Raw genomic sequence first — 16,749 nt, forward strand, 5'->3', positions numbered from 1 at the left:
CGCGGGGTTTGTCGTATCGGTACATAGATGACAATCCCCGAGTACATAAGGAGCAGTAAATGAACTTTCCGAAGCAGTCACCATCGTTAATGCCAGTGCATCGCTATGAGCCTTTTCATCCCATAGATCTTCCTGATCGCACATGGCCAAATAAGAAAATTACCCAAGCGCCTAAGTGGTGTTCTGTAGATCTGCGCGATGGCAATCAAGCCTTGATTGATCCAATGGACACACCCCGCAAGTTAGCGATGTTCAAACTATTAATTGAGATGGGTTATAAAGAGATTGAAGTGGGATTTCCGAGTGCCTCACAGACTGATTTTGATTTTGTTCGAAAGATTATTGAAGAAGATTTAATTCCGAATGACGTAATAATTCAAGTATTAACTCCTGCTCGCGAACCATTAATTCGTCGCACATTTGAATCAATTAAAGGTTCAAAACAGGCGATAGTCCACTTATATAATTCAACATCGACGTTGCAGCGCCGCGTTGTATTTGGTTTAGATAAAGCAGGCATAAAGAAGATCGCAACCGATGCGGCTCAAATCTGTTTGGATTTAGTACCAACGGTTGCCGAAACTAGAGTCTCTTTTGAATACTCACCTGAGTCATATACCGGCACAGAACTCGAATTCGCCGTTGAAGTATGTAATGCTGTCAATGCGATTTGGAAACCAACGCCAGCCTGGAAAACAATTATGAACTTGCCGGCAACGGTTGAAATGGCGACGCCAAATGTTTATGCCGATTCAATCGAGTGGATGTGTCGAAACTTAGACAATCGTGACAGTGTAATTGTCTCACTCCATCCGCATAATGATCGTGGTACAGGTGTTGCTGCAGCAGAACTCGGCTATTTAGCCGGCGCTGATCGCATCGAAGGAACTCTCTTTGGAAATGGGGAGCGGACCGGAAATGTCTGCCTTGTAACGCTTGGAGTTAACTTAGTTACGCACGGAATTGACCCCCATATCGATTTCTCAGATATTGAGGTCGTCCGTCGTATAGTTGAGTATGCAAATCAACTTCGTGTCCCTGAGCGTCACCCATATGGTGGTGATTTAGTTTTCACCGCCTTTTCTGGTTCTCACCAAGATGCAATAAAGAAAGGTTTTGATCTTATGGAGATAGATGCAGATGAAGCTGGCAAAGATGTCCGTAATCAAACGTGGGCCGTTCCATATCTACCAATTGATCCGCTGGATATTGGTCGAAGTTACGAAGCTGTTATACGTGTAAATTCTCAATCCGGGAAGGGCGGGGTCGCTTACTTATTAAAAAGCGAGCACCACCTTGACTTACCACGCCGTCTCCAAATTGAATTTTCAAAAATCGTTCAAATCAAAACTGATACTCAAGGCGGGGAGATCACGGCCGAAGAGTTGTGGTCCATTTTTGAAGATGAGTACCTTCCGACACAGAACGCGCCGTGGGGGCGTTTTCGTCTAAAGGGCTTGAGCCAAACATCGGTTCTGGGTGAAGATGTTCACTTAACGGTTTCCATTACCGATCGAGGAGAAGTTCACGAACTCAAAGGTCAGGGCAATGGACCAATAGCGGCATTTTCAAATATCTTACAAAGCCATGGAGTTGATGTCTTTGTACTGGATTATTTCGAACATGCACTTTCTGCAGGTGGAGATGCTTCGGCAGCGGCCTATTTAGAGTGCACTATTAACGGCAATGTTTATTGGGGTGTTGGAATCGACCCGAACACCACCACTGCCTCATTAAAGGCTGTTGTATCTGCCATTAATCGAGCGATTCGCTAAGCTAAGTTTTCGACGTCTTGGCACTACCTTTACCTGTATGAGTTTATATAGGGATGAAGCCATTGTTCTGCGTACCCAAAAACTCGGAGAAGCCGATCGCATCATCACACTTTTAACGCGCGATCACGGAAGAATTCGCGGGGTTGCTAAGGGCGTACGACGCACAATGTCTAAGTTTGGTGCCCGCCTTGAACCTGGAAGTCATATCGATATTCAACTCTACGTTGGAAAAACATTTGACACCATCACGCAAGTAGAAGCGATGATGAACTACGGAGAAGCTTTGACAAATGATTATCAGCGCTGGACGGTGGCCTCAGCGATTTTGGAAGCAGCCGAACGATTTAGTCCCAATGAACACGAACCTGCAGTAAAAGAGTTCGGATTAGTTGTCGGAGCAATGAAAGTTTTGGCCGAAAATCGCTACGAACCTTTGCTCATTCTGGATGCTTTCTTGTTACGTTCATTAGATGTCGCAGGGTATGCACCATCTATGACTGCATGTTCAAATTGCGGAAAGCCTGGACCGCATCGCTACTTTTCATTGATCGGCGGCGGATCGGTCTGTGCAGATTGCAGACCTTCAGCCTGCGCAACTCCTGCAGCTGAAACTCTGCTGCACATGGATGCATTGCTTAGAAGTGATTGGGAGATTGCCTCTGCAACTGCTGGAAAGTTTCGCAGAGAGGCTAGTGGTTTAATCGCGGCATATTTACAATGGCATCTTGAGCGGGGTTTAAGGAGTTTGCCGATGGTGGAACGCGCATGAGCCTACATATTCCACATCACGTAGCGATAGTTATGGATGGAAATGGTCGTTGGGCTAAACAACGGGGATTGGCTCGCACTGCAGGTCATGAGGCAGGGGAGGCGGCACTCTTTGACGTGGTGGCCGGTGCAATTGAATACGGAGTAAAAGAGATTAGCGCATACGCATTTTCAACTGAAAATTGGCGCAGATCACCCGAGGAAGTTAAATTTTTAATGGGTTTTAACCGTGATGTTATTCGACGTCGTCGCGATGAGATGAACGAGATGGACGTGCGAGTGCGCTGGGTCGGGCGGCCAAAGCGGCTATGGAGCAGCGTTATTAATGAACTTGAAGCGGCAGAAGAGTTAACTAAGAGGAACAAAGCTCTGACGTTAAATATGTGCGTTAATTATGGCGGCCGTTCAGAGATTGTTGATGCTGCAACAGAACTTGCTCGTGATGTAAAGCGTGGAAAAGTGATGGCTGATTCAATAACCGAAAAAACTTTTGCAAAGTATTTAGATTCACCAACCATGAGCGATGTGGATCTATTTTTGCGCTCCTCAGGCGAACAACGCACCAGTAATTTTTTGCCATGGCAATCGGTCTACGCCGAGTTAGTTTTCATGGATGTTTTGTGGCCCGATGTCACACGTAAAACTCTGTGGAAAGCTATCGAAGAGTATTCAAAACGCGAACGTAGATTCGGAAAAGCGTAGAATTTAGCACTTAGGGCAGAGACCAAAAATCTCTGCAGAGTGCCCTACATCTCTATAACCATGTTCTGCCGCCAGTGACTGTGCCCATTTTTCAACTGCTCCGCCCTCAATTTCGATGGTATCTCCGCAGCCTTTACACACAATATGGTGGTGATGGGTATCTCCGCATAATCGGTAGATCGCTTCTCCATCTTCACGTCGCAAGATGTCTACGATTTTTTCATTAACAAGTGATTGAAGGGTACGATAAACAGTTGTGAGTCCAATGCTTTGACCTTCACGTTGCATGAGCTGATATACCTCTTGAGCGCTTGCAAATCCGCCTGCGTTTTCAAGAGTATGTAGAACTCGAGGATTAGATCGACTCAACCAATATTCCCAACAATGAGCCACATAAATACCACTCCAATTACCGTTGCTAACATCGTCATCTTGGAAGGGTGACGCGAGTGAGCTTCGGGCAGAATGTGTGATGTTGCCAGATAGATAACAAAGCCTGAAAACATTGCTAAGTAGAGGGCTAATGAGGCTTCGCTAATTACAAGATATGTTCCGAGGGCGGCACCGCTAACTCGCATGATGGCATCGAGGGCTAATAATGCAATTGCCCTCTTGGTCCAGTGCCGGCTCCTAATTAAAAGAGAGACGGTGTTGAGGCCGTCGGAAAATGCGTGGGACAAAATTGCGATAAATACGGCCAGCCCTAGCGAATTGCTAATCTTGAAAGATAGTCCCAATGCAACGCCATCCAAAAAGACATGTCCACCCATCGCCAATGCCCCGAGAGTTCCGGCGATATTTACAGAGTGATTGTGTTCATGCCCGTAATCAGACTCTGCAGGTTCGTGGGAACCAAAAATCTGCTCAGCAAAGTGAAGGGCGAGAAAACCAAGAACAAATGCAATTGCAACGACACGAACATTGCCAAAGGTGCTGGTGTTGAGTTCGAAAACTTCAGGTAAGAGATCGAAGGCGACTAGTCCAAGGAGTAATCCAGCTGAAAGACCGAGAACTAGATGGAGTCGATCTCGTGAACGTATAGCTAGGAATCCACCAGCAGCGGTAGCGATAGCCGTCAGGGCGGCCAGTCCGATTGCAATATTCATAGCCTGACCCTAGCACAAATGAAAATGATTATCATTTTCAATTGACCAAATCACCCACCACTAGGCTCACACCATGCATGCAATCGCCCGTTTCTCTATTCCACTTGGCCAAGCACGAGAGTTTCGCTCTGAATTGGAAGGGCTCAAAAGTGTTTTAGCCCAAGCACCTGGATTTATCGATGGAGTAATCGGCCAAAACCTTGATGACCCAACGCTCTGGCACTTATTAACTAAGTGGGAAAATGTCGGATCATATCGAAGAGCGCTTAATTCAACCCGTGCCAAGCTAGAGGCAATTCCAATTTTAGCCCGTGCAATCGATGAACCTGGCGCGTACGAGTAAACTTTGAGCTACGCAAAGTAACGCTCGTTGCTTTTCGCCGACATCCAGCCGGACGGAGCAGAATTCATGGCAACGGATCGCTTAGAAAATATCGTAGCCCTCGCAAAACGTAGAGGCTTTGTCTATCCATCATCTGAAATTTATGGCGGACTTCGAGCATCATGGGATTATGGCCCTTTAGGTGTTGAGCTAAAAAATAATGTTAAGCGTCAGTGGTGGAAAGCCATGGTTACTGGGCGAGCAGATGTAGTTGGAATTGATTCATGCATAATTTTAGCTAAAGAAGTGTGGGAAGCGTCTGGTCACATTGCAACCTTTAGCGATCCTCTGACCGAATGCACCGCATGCCATAAACGTTATCGCGCAGATCATTTAATGGAGGCCTTTGAGGCCAAGCATAAAAAAGAGGCCAGCTCGTTGGCGGAGATTAACTGTCCAGCATGTGGCAATAAAGGCCAGTTCACTGAGCCAAAACAATTCAGCGGAATGTTAAAAACCTACCTTGGACCAGTTGAAGATGAATCAGGGCTGGCTTACTTGCGTCCAGAAACTGCGCAAGGTATTTTTATTAACTTTGATCAGGTAATGACAACATCGCGCAAGAAACCACCATTTGGAATTGGCCAGATTGGTAAATCATTCCGCAATGAAATTACTCCAGGAAACTTTATTTTTCGTACTCGTGAATTTGAGCAGATGGAGATGGAGTTTTTTGTGGTGCCAGGTACCGATGAGGATTGGCATCAATACTGGATCGATACCCGTTTGGCCTGGTATGTAGATCTTGGAATTAATCCGGAGCGCTTACGCATCTATGATCACCCACAAGAAAAACTTTCGCACTACTCAAAGCGCACTTCTGATATTGAATACAAATTTGAATTCACAGGTACCGAATGGGGCGAGCTTGAGGGTATCGCTAACCGCACGGACTTTGATTTAAAGGCGCATTCTGCTGCCTCAGGCAAAGAGCTCTCATATTTTGATCAAGAAAAGGGTGAACGTTGGACACCATTTGTCATCGAACCCGCAGCCGGCGTAGATCGCTGCACGCTTACCTTCTTGATGGATGCCTTCACTGAAGATGAGGCACCAAATAGCAAAGGTGAGATGGAAAAGCGAGCCGTTTTAAAGCTCGACTATCGTTTAGCGCCAATCAAAGTCGCAGTTTTACCGCTTTCTCGTAACGCCGATTTATCACCTAAAGCCCGTGATTTGGCGGCCGCGTTGCGCAAGAACTGGAACATCGACTTTGATGATGCCGGTGCAATCGGTCGTCGCTACCGCCGACAAGATGAAATCGGAACGCCGTACTGCATTACCATCGACTTTGAAAGTTTAGAAGATAATGCAGTCACAATTCGCGAACGCGACACGATGGCACAAGAGCGTATCGGCATAGACCATGTCGAGGCTTGGCTTGCAGCACGTTTACTAGGTTGCTAAAACCACTTCTACTGCCTCTGGCAAGCGGAGATCATTACATTGATCCACCGGTTGTTCTTGCACCTATGGCTGGAATAACAAATGCACCATTTCGTACACTCTGTCGTGAACAAGGTGCCGGGTTATTTGTTTCTGAAATGGTTACGGCACGCGCGCTAGTAGAGCGTCGCCCTGAAACTTTGCGAATGATTGTGCCAGGTAAAGGTGAGTGGCCCCGTTCTGTTCAGTTATACAGCGTTGATCCAACGACGATGCGAGCGGCGGTAACAATAATAGGTAAAGAGAACCTTGCCGATCACATCGATATGAACTTTGGATGCCCTGTTCCAAAAGTTACGCGCAAAGGTGGCGGCGCAGCACTTCCATATAAAAGAAGACTATTTTCACATATAGTTCAAGCCGCAGTTGAGGCGGCTAAGCCATTTGGAATCCCAGTTACGGTAAAAATGCGTATCGGAATCGATAGCGATCACCATACTTATTTAGAGGCGGCGCAATCGGCGGCAGATTTAGGTGTGGCTTGGGTCGCACTTCATGCACGGACCGCCGCTCAAATGTATGAGGGTAAATCTGATTGGTCGGCGATAACTCGCCTCGTAGAGCACTTAAAGCCAAGTGGAACACCAGTTTTAGGCAATGGCGATATCTGGTCCGGCCGAGATGCCGTGCATATGGTGGCCGAAACAGGATGTGCTGGCGTAGTAGTTGGGCGAGGATGCTTAGGACGACCATGGTTATTTGCCGATTTAGTATCGGCTTTGCAAGGCAGCGATAAAGAGATGACGCCCACACTTCATCAAGTTCGAGAAGTAATGTTTCGCCATGCAAATTTAATTGTTGAGTATTTAGAGTCGCAGGATCGAGGAATGCGCGACATGCGTAAACATATGGCTTGGTACTTAAAGGGCTTTCGAGTTCCACGCGAAATTCGTCACGATTTAGGGATGGTAAGTTCATTAGAGGAAATGCGTGGCTTGCTCGATCAATTAGAAGATCAGCCATATCCAACTGAAGTTGGAGATAAGCCACGGGGGCGAACAACCCATTCTCGCCCACCAACATTGCCAGATGGATGGCTCAATGATCCCGATGAGCTAGTTCATGTCGAACTCGAAGATGCGTTTTCAGGGGGATAGATGTTTTTATTTCGCTGGATCGGCCGCTTATTGACTCTGATAATTATCATCGCTCTAATCGCACCTGGCTACGCCGTTAATAAAGTCTGGCGAGCTGCACACAATCCAATTGTCCGAAGCGCCGATGTCATCGTTGTTTTAGGGGCTGCACAGTTGAATGGAAGACCTGGGGATGCTTTAGAGGCACGTTTAATTGAAGCTAAGCGAATCTTTGATTTAGGTCTTGCACCAAGAATAATTACCGTTGGTGCGGGTGCCCCAGGAGATCGCACGACTGAGGCGGCATCAGGTAAAGCATGGCTACGAACACATGGAGTTCCATCATCGAAAATTATTGCGATTGAAGTGGGACGTGACACTTTAGTGAGTACTAAGGCCTACGCAGCGCAAATGAAAAAAGAAATGGTTAGCGATGTCATTATCGTGACCGATCCATTTCACTGCCAACGCGCAATGACAATGGCAAATGATCAAGGGATAGTTAGTACTTGCTCGCCGGTGCAGACCGGTCCTAATACGATTTCAAACTCAGGATACAAGTATTTACTTCGTGAAGCTGGGGCATATTTGGTATATATAACCTTTGGGCGTCGAGGCATACAAGTGAGTGATCATTTACCGGGCGTAGATATCCTCACTAAGGTTAAGCCGTGACGTATAGAGAAGAGGATAAGGAACGCTTTTTAAATGAACCGGCAAAACGTCCAGGACGCACTGAGTTCATGCGAGATCGCGCGCGCGTTATTCACTCGGCTTCGCTACGAAGATTAGCGGCCAAGACCCAAGTTGCAGTGCCTTGGGAAAATGATTTTCAACGTACACGCCTATCTCATTCACTAGAGTGCGCACAGATTGGACGCGAATTAGGTGAGTCACTTGGGGCCGATCCGGATTTACAGGACACTGCTTGTTTATCCCATGATTTAGGACATCCACCTTTCGGCCACAATGGGGAAGAAGCTCTCGCGCACATATCTAAAGAGTTCGGTGGATTCGAGGGAAATGCACAGAGCTTTAGATTATTAGTCCGCCTCGAGGCAAAGACCGTTGATGGAGATGGTAAAAGTATTGGTTTAAATCTAACTCGAGCCTCACTAGATGGTGCCACAAAATACCCATGGCCACGTTCGCACAACCCGCGAAAATTCGGTGTCTATGAAGATGATATTGAAGTCTTTAACTGGATGCGCACTGGCGCACCGGTAGGTAAGAAGTGTATTGAAGCTCAGATTATGGATTGGTCGGATGATTGCGCTTATTCTGTCCATGATTTAGAGGATGCGATCTTTGTCGACCAAATTTCGGTCAAAAACTTTGAAGGAGATTTGGCGCAAATTTACGACGTGATGATAAAAGATTACGGAAGTGATGCAACCGAGCAAGAGGCCGCCGATGCACATAAACGTCTAGCGGCACTTTCTGCCTGGCCACATTACTACGATGGAACTCTTCGCTCTTTAGCAAGGTTAAAGGACTCCACTTCACAGTTAATTGGTCGATTCGTACTTGCCGCCGAAGTTGAAACACGTAGAGTTTATGGTGATGGCCCCCTCTCGCGATACTCAGCTAATCTTGAAATCCCACGTGATCAAGTTGTGGAGGTTGATTTCCTCAAAGCTATAGCTGGGCATTACTTAATTAACGCCGCGCATTCACAAGATCGATATGCAAAACAACAAATCATCATCGCGCAATTAGTGGAGATGCTTACAGAATGTGCTCCGCGCGAACTTGATTCGATTTTCATAAAAGCATGGAATGAGGCCGCTGATGAAACCTCACGCATGCGTGTAATAATCGACCAAGTCGCCGCCTTAACCGACCCTGGGGCGTATGTCTTACATGCACGCCTATTGGCAAATTGCTAAAGTGAGCTTATGAGCGGGCGTATTCGAGACGAAGATGTTGCATATATCCGAGATCGCGCACCCATAGATGAGATTGTTGGAGATTATGTTCAGTTAAAAAGCGCCGGCGGCGGACAGAAGAAAGGTCTGTGCCCTTTTCATGACGAGAAATCACCCTCTTTTCATGTAACCCCAAGTAAGGGATATTTTCACTGCTTTGGTTGCCAGAGCGGTGGTGATGTCATCGCCTTCTTAATGAAAATAGATCACTTAACATTTACGGAGACAATTGAACGCTTGGCCGATCGTTTGGGTTACACGCTTCGATATGAAGAAGGAAGCGGCCATTCTCCAACTTATTCAGCCGGAGCTCGCTCACGCTTGATCGCCGTTAATACCGAGGCCGCTAAGTTTTACCAAACACAACTCAATAGCCCTAACGCCCAACACGGTCGCGACTTATTAACCAAGCGCGGCTTCGATAAAGCCGCCTGCATACAGTTCGGTGTTGGTTTTGCCCCAGATGAATGGGATGCGCTCACTAAGCATTTGCGAGCAATGGACTACACAACTGACGAGTTAGAGGTCGCTGGATTATCAAAGATGGGTCAACGCGGCCCCATTGATAGATTTCGAAATCGCTTAACGTGGCCGATACGTGATATTTCAGGTGATGTTGTTGGATTCGGTGCACGCAAATTAGCAAGTGATACCGAAGACCAAGGGCCTAAATATTTAAATACTCCAGAGACGCCTGTCTATAAAAAAAGTCAGGTTTTGTATGGTTTAGATGTTGCTAAAAAAGAGATTGCAAAGAAGCGCCAAGCCGTCATAGTGGAGGGCTACACCGATGTTATGGCTGCCCATCTTGCTGGGATAACCACGGCAGTTGCGACGTGCGGGACAGCATTTGGCGCCGACCATATAAGAATTTTACGTAGATTGTTAATGGATGATGATTCATTTAGAGGCGAAGTTATCTTTACCTTTGATGGTGATACAGCTGGGCAAAAAGCGGCGCTTCGTGCTTTTACCGAAGATCAGAAGTTTGTCACTCAAACTTTTGTTGCTATCGAACCCGATGGTTTAGATCCGTGTGATCTACGCCAGCAAAAAGGTGATTTAGCACTAAGGGATTTAATTGCCAGGCGCGTCCCATTATTTGAGTTTGCGATTCGCAGCGAACTAGCACATCACAAGTTAGATTCAGCGGAAGGCCGCATCAATGCACTCAACGCCGCTGCGCCTTTAGTGGCTCAAATCCGCGATAAATCTCTTCGTCCCGAATACACACGTTTGCTGGCCGGATGGTTAGGTGTGGAAGTCGAAATAGTTTCAGCTGCGGTTTCTCAAGGAGTAAAATTACCTCTTCGCGCTGAAGCCGCATCTGGGAATTCTCATGAAGATAATAATTGGCGGCCAGATGCTAATGATGCTCGATTAATTTTAGAGCGCGAGGTTCTCAAAGCCCGTTTGCAAGAGCCCCAGCTTTTCACCGAGAGCCTTTGGAGCGATATTGAGCAAGATGCTTTTACTCACCCGGCATACCGCGAGATGAGAAAAACAATCGATAAGAAACCAACTCTTTCAATGGATTCAATCTCCGATGAAAAAATTAAAACGCTTTTCACTGAATTAACAGTTGAGCCGATTCGCGCCGATGGCAAACCAACGGCCATGTATGTTGCAAGTATTATTGCTCGCTTACGTGAAGTTGCGATCTCTCGATCTATCGCTGAACTAAAATCGAGCCTCCAACGGCTTAATCCAGTTGAGAATGAAATCGAATATAGCGCAGCATTTGGCGCTCTAGTTGCCCTTGAGAGTAAACGCCGTTCGTTGCATGATTTAGCCCTTGGAAGCCTTTAATTACTCTCAATTTTCGAAGAACGCCCCCCGTGCGCTAGAGTTTGCGCTCGTACTCATTGATCCCTGATAGCTCAATGGCAGAGCAGCCGGCTGTTAACCGGCAGGTTCTTGGTTCGAATCCAAGTCAGGGAGCGCAATTTATCGCGGGACCGTCCCCTTGCCCTTACTATTTCCTCCATGAATCTTAGATTCTTTAGGGCGGCTGCGGCTTCATGGCAATCTCAATTATGGCCTACTCGAATAATACGTTTCTGGCTTGGATTTACCTGGTTATTTGCCGCGTGGAATAAGGCCACAGATCCTGGCTTTTTAAAGGCTGGCTCCACGACTTTCATAGGCACTCAACTCACTGGCTATTCAACTCAATCACCCATTGGATTTGTACTTGAAAGGCTCATTGAAAACTCAGTTCAGGTCGGCATTTTCGTGATGATATCCGAGTTCGCAATTGGATTGGCGACGATTTTTTGGGTAGTTCCAACCATGGCCGCTTTTGGAGGCTTTTCAATGTCAGTTGGATTGTGGCTAGCCAGTAGTTTCTATGTGGATCCGTATTTTTTGGCTAGTGATACCGCATATGCAGTTCTCTGGTTGTCCTACTTACTTCTCATTAAAAATAATCGAAAGGGTTTTGCTATGTCGCTTGAGCGTAGAGGCGTTATGCGCGTTGGAATCATCGGAACTCTAGCTATTGCTTTTGCTGGTGTTGGAAAGTTCTTTACTCCAAATTCCAATCAAGATAACGCCTCGGCGGCAACTAAGGTAAGAATTGTGAAACTGACTGCACTTAAAGTAGGGGCCACCAAAAACTTCGCGTTGGCAAATGGCGCACCCGCAATTCTATTTAGAACCAAGACCGGTGTCTTTGCATACTCTGCCATATGTACACACCAAGGTTGCACTGTTTCCTACTTTCCTTCGAGTAAAACACTCAAGTGTCCATGTCATGGCTCTAAATTTGACCCCTTTAAATCTGCCAATGTAATTGCTGGTCCTGCTACTTCTAAGCTGCCCTCTGTTAAAGTGGTAATCGAAGGAGCCTGGGTAGTACTCGTTTAATTTTTTACCCTAAGTCTCAGTAAACTTTAAAGCGCTTCTCACAATCTCTTTATACAATCGGTGGCAAAGAAATGAGGATAAATCATGAAGTCAAGTATGGCCAAACTAGGGGTTGGTTTCTTATTAGGTGCAACCGTAGTTGGCGGGGTTGCAACGGCGGCTACAAGTGAGCCACTTGGAACCAAGGCCTGTGTCGATAAAAGGACTCAAGTTTTGTATTTATCAAGCAATGGAACTTGCCCCGCATCTCGCACTCTAGTTACTTTAGGTGGGTCGACCATTGATGTTAAGTCAATTGCAGCTCTTGTAACTCCATCGGTTGTATCAATAAAAGTCACATCGATTAATGGTTCAGGCACGGGCTCTGGCTCTATTTATCAGAGCAACTCAACAACTTCTTACATTATTACCAATAGTCATGTGATAGAAAATGCGGCAACGACTGGAACAATCTTAGTTGAACTTTCAAATGGAGATACATCTCCGGCAACAATTGTAGGTCGCGATTCAACATACGATATAGCCGTCCTAAAAGTAGACAAAGGAAATCTTCCCATTATTAGCATTGGTGATTCCTCTAAAATTAGTGTGGGTGAGGCGGTCGTTGCCATCGGTTCTCCACTTGGGTTAGCTAGCACCGTTACCAGCGGAATCGTTTCAGCGCTCAATCGCCCTGTAACAGCAGGAACTTTAGGCGCTGAGTCTTACGTTAATGCGATTCAAACCGATGCCGCGATTAATCCAGGTAACTCAGGTGGCGCACTTCTTGACTCTTCGGGTCGAATCATTGGAGTTAACTCCGCGATTGCATCTCTATCGAACGATGGTACTGCCGGAAATATTGGACTCGGATTTTCTATACCCATTAACGAGGCCAAACGTGTTGTTGATGAGTTAATCCAGACAGGTAAATCAACGAGACCGGTTTTGGGAATCTTTTTTGATGCAACCTTCACAGGCACTGGTGCAAGAATTCTAAGATTGAGTCCTGGGGAGGGCGCTGAAAAGGCGGGCATTCCAGCAGGTTCGGTAATTAGGTCGATTGATGGTGTAAAGATCGCCGATCCCGTTGGAGCTATCGTTCGAATACGTTCATATGCACCTGGAACTACCGTCACCGTCGTTGTTGATTTACCGACTGGGGGAGCGAAGAGCTTCAAAGTTCTTCTCGGCTCAGCTCCATCAAACTAAGGTGGAAACTCCAGTTGTAAGAAATCTGTAACGTAGACGAAATAGGGTCAGGATAGTATCTATCCATGGCTCTATTTCGTCTTAACGTAGCTCTTCCGGATCGCCCTGGATCTTTAGGTCTACTTGCATCTGCCATTGGTGCTGCAGGTGGAGATATAAGAGAGCTCGTTGTTCTTAAGTCCGAAGGGGGACGTGGCTTTGATGATATTACTGTTGCTGTTCCTGGCAGTGATCCAACTGACTTAATTGAGCTACTTAACTCAATCGGTGGCGTTGAAGTTATCTCTATTAACCCCGTTGAATAATCTCTGCACCTTGGCTTGGAAGTGAAGTAAAAAAACGTGGGGCTTTAAATTTCTTACTGGCAAAGCCGCTCTCAACGGCTTGAATCGTTGCTTGGGTTTTTTTTGCTTCAATCAATGCGATTGCACTCCCACCAAAACCCCCGCCTACCATTCGAGCACCAAGTGCACCGGCAGACAGAGATGCATCAACGGCTGTGTTAAGTTCTGGACAAGAAACTGCATAATCATCGCGTAAAGATGCGTGCGATGCATTGAGAAGTTCTCCGAGTCGCTTAAAATTCTTGGCCTCCAGAGCGAAAACTGCATCTAAAACACGCGCAATTTCAGTTACTGCATGACGTGCCCGGATGAATTCAACCTCAGTCAGTACATCTTTGGCTTCTTCAAGTTTTTCTAAAGTTAATTCACGCATAGACCTAATGGATAGTTTGGTAACAACTCGCTCACATGATGCGCGACGCTCTGCATACCCACCATCGGTTAAGGAGTGGTGGGCTTGAGTATCGATAATAAGAAGTTCAAGTCCGTGCGATGCGACATCGAATGCAACGTTTCGCGATGTTAAGTCGCGGCAATCTAACAAGAGCGCTGAACCACTTTTGGCCATTAAGGAGACGGATTGATCCATAATTCCGCATGGAACGCCTACATATTCATTCTCGCCCCTTTGGGTCAGTCTTGCTAAAGATTCTAAATCAAAGCCGCACGAAAATAAATCGTTGAGGGCAGTTGCAACGCTGCACTCCAGTGCCGCTGAAGAAGATAGACCGGCACCGAGAGGCACATGTCCATCGATCATGACATCGACCCCATGTCTTATCTCCATCGCCCACATAACGCTTAAAACATAACGTTCCCACGAGCCTTTACGTTCAGGTTGAATCTCATCAACTTTAATAGTGATGGTTGAATTTCTACGTTGGACAGATGCAATCCGCACTAAGTTATCTGAGCGTTTACCGATAGCTGCGTACGTTCGATCTGCAATCGCAAAGGGAAGGACATAGCCATCGCTGTAATCAATATGTTCGCCAATTAAATTAACTCGGCCTGGCGCTGCCGCAATAACCTCCGGTGCCTTACCGAAAGTACGAACAAACTCCCTTTCAATTTTTGAATTCGACATACTAGTCAAATGAAGCCAAAGTGTCAGAAACCATCTCATTAATTCCCCTCGATGGGCTCCACCCAAGAATTTTTCTAGCCTTACTAATATCTGCAATTAAAACCGCTGGATCTCCGGCACGCCGAGGTGAATCAATAGTTGGTATCTCTTGCCCCTTGGCTTTTGCTGCCGCAGCGATAACCTGTCGAACTGAATATCCATCACCACTTCCTAGATTATAAATCTCGTGTACGCCATTTTCGAGGGAGTTGAGCGCTTTAATATGGGCATCGATTAAGTCAATTACATGAACGTAATCACGAATGCAGGTGCCATCTGGTGTAGGCCAATCGCCTCCAAAGATTCTTACCGGATTATCACTTGAACTTCGAAGTACATTTGGAATCAAGTGAGTTTCAGGATTATGGCGCTCTGCTAACCATCCTCTATCACATTTGAGCGCGCCTGCGACATTAAAATAACGAAGCGAAACCGCGGCGATGTTGTGTTGTTCTGCCTCAGTATGGATCATGTGATCGATCTCTAATTTAGTTGCACCGTAGGGATTAGTTGGTGAAGTCTGCGCACTTTCCTTTATTGGAATTACTGCAGGTTCTCCATATGTTGCCGCCGAAGATGAAAATACTATTTTCTTAACGCCCGCCGTGTGCATTCCATCAAGTAGATTTCGTGTTCCACCGACATTTACACTTTGATACAAATCAGGTTTCTCTACAGACTCGCCAACGAGCGACTTACCAGCAAAGTGAATTACGGCATCTACACCCATCAGCGCCTCGGCAATCTCGTTTTCATGCAAGAGTGATCCCTGAACAAAGCGCACGCCTGAAGGTACGGAGTCGGCATGGCCCGTGCTGCAATCATCCAAGACGCTGATTTCAAATCCTTGGTGGCGCATAATTTCAACGGCCGTCGAACCAATATAGCCAGCTCCTCCAGTTACAAGTACGCGCATAATTAGAGCTCCACTTCGCGAAGCTGAGTTGCAGATTTTTCGGGACGCAGGTCCATAATAAATGCTCCCATCGCAGACTCTGAACCGGCCAGATATTTAAGTTTTCCCGGTGCCCGATGCACACTTGTTATCTGCCAATGTAGGCGCAAGACATCGCGCCCAATGTGTACAGGAGCTTGATGCCACGCTGCTATGTAGGCCATCTCGATTCCAAATACGCCATCGAGTCGCTTCATGATTTCTATCGCTAATTCAGGAAAGGCGGTTCGGTCCTCTTGCGTTAGACCGGTCAAGTCGGCCACTGGATTGAGAGGCGCCACATGAATTTCGAATGGGTAGCGTGCTGCATACGGAACAAATGCAATCCAGCGATCGTTCTGAGCAACAATGCGTTCTTTCTCTCGAATTTCGCGGGCTATAACTTCGTCAAATAAGATTTTGCCGGTTGAATTCTTATACGCAACTGCAGCGGCCAACATTTTTTCAACTCGGGGTGGAAGATAAGAGTATGCATAAATCTGCCCATGCGGGTGGGAGAGAGTGACACCAATCTCTTCGCCTCGGTTTTCAAAAGGTGCGATATGTGCAATATAGGGTACTTGTGATAGCTCTTCGTTTCGATCAATCCATGCTTCGAGTAAGACCCGTACTCGTGCAGGCGTCAAATCTTTAAATGATTTTCCATGATCTGCCGTGAAACAAATTACTTCACATTTGCCAGCAGCTGTTCCTGTATCGGTATCGGGTCCTACTAGATCAGGCAATGCCCAATCGCCAAAGGGTGGTCGAAGCGAAGGAGAGCGGTTATCAAAGACGACAACTTCAAAATCTTGTTCCGGTACTTCAGTTAAAAGCTCGCCAGTTGATGGACACAGTGGGCAGAGTTCTTTGGGGGGTAAAAAGATTCGCCCTTGACGGTGAGCAGCCATTGCAATCCACTCATTAACTAAAGCGTCAAGTCGAAGTTCACCAATAGCGGGCTGTTCTTCGACGGGGCGTCGATCAACTGCTACACGTGATTGACCTGCGGTGTCGTAGTAGCGAATTGTTCGGCCATCGGCCATCTCTCGGTTATTGCGCGTGATGCCTGCAGTGAGTCTTTTACTCTGTGCCATAGTGTC

17 protein-coding genes and 1 tRNA gene are annotated in these 16,749 nt (G+C 46.6%); 13 read left to right on the forward strand and 5 right to left on the reverse strand.

Annotated features, from left to right (window positions below):
* The first annotated feature begins 59 nt into the window (after positions 1-59).
* From leuA to Q8K48_04695, 3 genes are read left to right on the forward strand one after another with little or no spacing between them, the layout of a single operon-like run.
* The gene (gene leuA / locus Q8K48_04685; protein ID MDP1851695.1) at positions 60-1,775 is read left to right on the forward strand and encodes a 2-isopropylmalate synthase; all 1,716 of its coding nucleotides are present in this window, start codon (positions 60-62) and stop codon (positions 1,773-1,775) included.
* 37 nt (positions 1,776-1,812) lie between these two features.
* Entirely contained in the window at positions 1,813-2,544 is a 732-nt protein-coding gene (gene recO / locus Q8K48_04690; protein MDP1851696.1) for a DNA repair protein RecO, read from the forward strand.
* Positions 2,541-3,245 carry an isoprenyl transferase gene (locus Q8K48_04695; protein MDP1851697.1) on the forward strand — a complete coding sequence of 235 codons (705 nt, stop codon included), beginning with the start codon at positions 2,541-2,543 and terminating at the stop codon, positions 3,243-3,245. The genes recO and Q8K48_04695 overlap by 4 nt, the downstream gene beginning before the upstream one ends.
* Positions 3,246-3,248: 3 nt before the next feature.
* On the opposite strand, the gene Q8K48_04700 is transcribed toward Q8K48_04695, so the two are convergent.
* Positions 3,249-3,614, reverse strand: a complete 366-nt coding sequence (locus Q8K48_04700; GenBank protein ID MDP1851698.1) for a transcriptional repressor — start codon at positions 3,612-3,614, stop codon at positions 3,249-3,251.
* Positions 3,611-4,351 (reverse strand): ZIP family metal transporter, encoded by a 741-nt coding sequence (locus Q8K48_04705; protein MDP1851699.1) that lies wholly within the window; start codon positions 4,349-4,351, stop codon positions 3,611-3,613. Before Q8K48_04705 ends, Q8K48_04700 begins: the two co-directional genes overlap by 4 nt.
* A 73-nt stretch (positions 4,352-4,424) precedes the next feature.
* Here Q8K48_04705 and Q8K48_04710 point away from each other — a divergent pair, with 73 nt between their 5' ends.
* The 10 genes from Q8K48_04710 (at position 4,425) to Q8K48_04755 (ending at position 13,547) form a co-directional block, all read left to right on the forward strand.
* Positions 4,425-4,694 carry an antibiotic biosynthesis monooxygenase family protein gene (locus Q8K48_04710; protein MDP1851700.1) on the forward strand — a complete coding sequence of 90 codons (270 nt, stop codon included), beginning with the start codon at positions 4,425-4,427 and terminating at the stop codon, positions 4,692-4,694.
* A 66-nt stretch (positions 4,695-4,760) separates the two neighbouring features.
* Positions 4,761-6,140 carry a glycine--tRNA ligase gene (locus tag Q8K48_04715; protein MDP1851701.1) on the forward strand — a complete coding sequence of 460 codons (1,380 nt, stop codon included), beginning with the start codon at positions 4,761-4,763 and terminating at the stop codon, positions 6,138-6,140.
* Positions 6,134-7,276 carry a tRNA dihydrouridine synthase DusB gene (gene dusB / locus Q8K48_04720; GenBank protein MDP1851702.1) on the forward strand — a complete coding sequence of 381 codons (1,143 nt, stop codon included), beginning with the start codon at positions 6,134-6,136 and terminating at the stop codon, positions 7,274-7,276. The genes Q8K48_04715 and dusB overlap by 7 nt, the downstream gene beginning before the upstream one ends.
* Positions 7,277-7,930 (forward strand): YdcF family protein, encoded by a 654-nt coding sequence (locus Q8K48_04725; GenBank protein MDP1851703.1) that lies wholly within the window; start codon positions 7,277-7,279, stop codon positions 7,928-7,930.
* Positions 7,927-9,144, forward strand: a complete 1,218-nt coding sequence (locus tag Q8K48_04730) for a deoxyguanosinetriphosphate triphosphohydrolase (GenBank protein ID MDP1851704.1) — start codon at positions 7,927-7,929, stop codon at positions 9,142-9,144. Before Q8K48_04725 ends, Q8K48_04730 begins: the two co-directional genes overlap by 4 nt.
* A gap of 9 nt (positions 9,145-9,153) precedes the next feature.
* Positions 9,154-10,992, forward strand: a complete 1,839-nt coding sequence (gene dnaG, locus Q8K48_04735) for a DNA primase (GenBank protein ID MDP1851705.1) — start codon at positions 9,154-9,156, stop codon at positions 10,990-10,992.
* A 60-nt stretch (positions 10,993-11,052) separates the two neighbouring features.
* Positions 11,053-11,124 (forward strand) — tRNA-Asn (locus tag Q8K48_04740).
* 45 nt (positions 11,125-11,169) lie between these two features.
* A complete protein-coding gene (locus Q8K48_04745) occupies positions 11,170-12,051 on the forward strand; it encodes a Rieske 2Fe-2S domain-containing protein (GenBank protein ID MDP1851706.1) in 882 nt (293 codons plus the stop codon).
* Positions 12,052-12,135: 84 nt separating this feature from the next.
* The gene (locus tag Q8K48_04750; GenBank protein MDP1851707.1) at positions 12,136-13,242 is read left to right on the forward strand and encodes a trypsin-like peptidase domain-containing protein; all 1,107 of its coding nucleotides are present in this window, start codon (positions 12,136-12,138) and stop codon (positions 13,240-13,242) included.
* 65 nt (positions 13,243-13,307) lie between these two features.
* Positions 13,308-13,547, forward strand: a complete 240-nt coding sequence (locus Q8K48_04755; protein MDP1851708.1) for a hypothetical protein — start codon at positions 13,308-13,310, stop codon at positions 13,545-13,547.
* Here the strand turns inward: Q8K48_04755 and galK are convergent.
* The 3 genes from galK to galT are packed head-to-tail and all read right to left on the reverse strand — an operon-like array spanning position 13,531 to position 16,743.
* On the reverse strand, positions 13,531-14,673 hold the full coding sequence (gene galK, locus Q8K48_04760) for a galactokinase (GenBank protein ID MDP1851709.1): 1,143 nt from the start codon (positions 14,671-14,673) through the stop codon (positions 13,531-13,533). The two genes, Q8K48_04755 and galK, sit on opposite strands and share 17 nt — an antisense overlap.
* Before the next feature lies 1 nt (position 14,674).
* The gene (gene galE, locus Q8K48_04765; GenBank protein ID MDP1851710.1) at positions 14,675-15,628 is read right to left on the reverse strand and encodes a UDP-glucose 4-epimerase GalE; all 954 of its coding nucleotides are present in this window, start codon (positions 15,626-15,628) and stop codon (positions 14,675-14,677) included.
* A 2-nt stretch (positions 15,629-15,630) separates the two neighbouring features.
* Positions 15,631-16,743 carry a galactose-1-phosphate uridylyltransferase gene (galT, locus tag Q8K48_04770; protein ID MDP1851711.1) on the reverse strand — a complete coding sequence of 371 codons (1,113 nt, stop codon included), beginning with the start codon at positions 16,741-16,743 and terminating at the stop codon, positions 15,631-15,633.
* Positions 16,744-16,749: the final 6 nt, after the last annotated feature.

The organism is Candidatus Planktophila sp., from assembly GCA_030681675.1.
Lineage (GTDB): Bacteria > Actinomycetota > Actinomycetes > Nanopelagicales > Nanopelagicaceae > Planktophila.

Bases quoted from the DNA above. Each gene is read 5' to 3' on its own strand.
- leuA (MDP1851695.1), top strand. From the start codon at position 60: ATGAACTTTCCGAAGCAGTCACCATCGTTAATGCCAGTGCATCGCTAT.
- recO (MDP1851696.1), top strand. From the start codon at position 1,813: ATGAGTTTATATAGGGATGAAGCCATTGTTCTGCGTACCCAAAAACTC.
- Q8K48_04695 (MDP1851697.1), top strand. From the start codon at position 2,541: ATGAGCCTACATATTCCACATCACGTAGCGATAGTTATGGATGGAAAT.
- Q8K48_04705 (MDP1851699.1), bottom strand. From the start codon at position 4,351: ATGAATATTGCAATCGGACTGGCCGCCCTGACGGCTATCGCTACCGCT.
- Q8K48_04710 (MDP1851700.1), top strand. From the start codon at position 4,425: ATGCATGCAATCGCCCGTTTCTCTATTCCACTTGGCCAAGCACGAGAG.
- Q8K48_04715 (MDP1851701.1), top strand. From the start codon at position 4,761: ATGGCAACGGATCGCTTAGAAAATATCGTAGCCCTCGCAAAACGTAGA.
- Q8K48_04725 (MDP1851703.1), top strand. From the start codon at position 7,277: ATGTTTTTATTTCGCTGGATCGGCCGCTTATTGACTCTGATAATTATC.
- dnaG (MDP1851705.1), top strand. From the start codon at position 9,154: ATGAGCGGGCGTATTCGAGACGAAGATGTTGCATATATCCGAGATCGC.
- Q8K48_04745 (MDP1851706.1), top strand. From the start codon at position 11,170: ATGAATCTTAGATTCTTTAGGGCGGCTGCGGCTTCATGGCAATCTCAA.
- Q8K48_04750 (MDP1851707.1), top strand. From the start codon at position 12,136: ATGAAGTCAAGTATGGCCAAACTAGGGGTTGGTTTCTTATTAGGTGCA.
- Q8K48_04755 (MDP1851708.1), top strand. From the start codon at position 13,308: ATGGCTCTATTTCGTCTTAACGTAGCTCTTCCGGATCGCCCTGGATCT.
- galK (MDP1851709.1), bottom strand. From the start codon at position 14,673: ATGTCGAATTCAAAAATTGAAAGGGAGTTTGTTCGTACTTTCGGTAAG.
- galE (MDP1851710.1), bottom strand. From the start codon at position 15,628: ATGCGCGTACTTGTAACTGGAGGAGCTGGCTATATTGGTTCGACGGCC.
- galT (MDP1851711.1), bottom strand. From the start codon at position 16,743: ATGGCACAGAGTAAAAGACTCACTGCAGGCATCACGCGCAATAACCGA.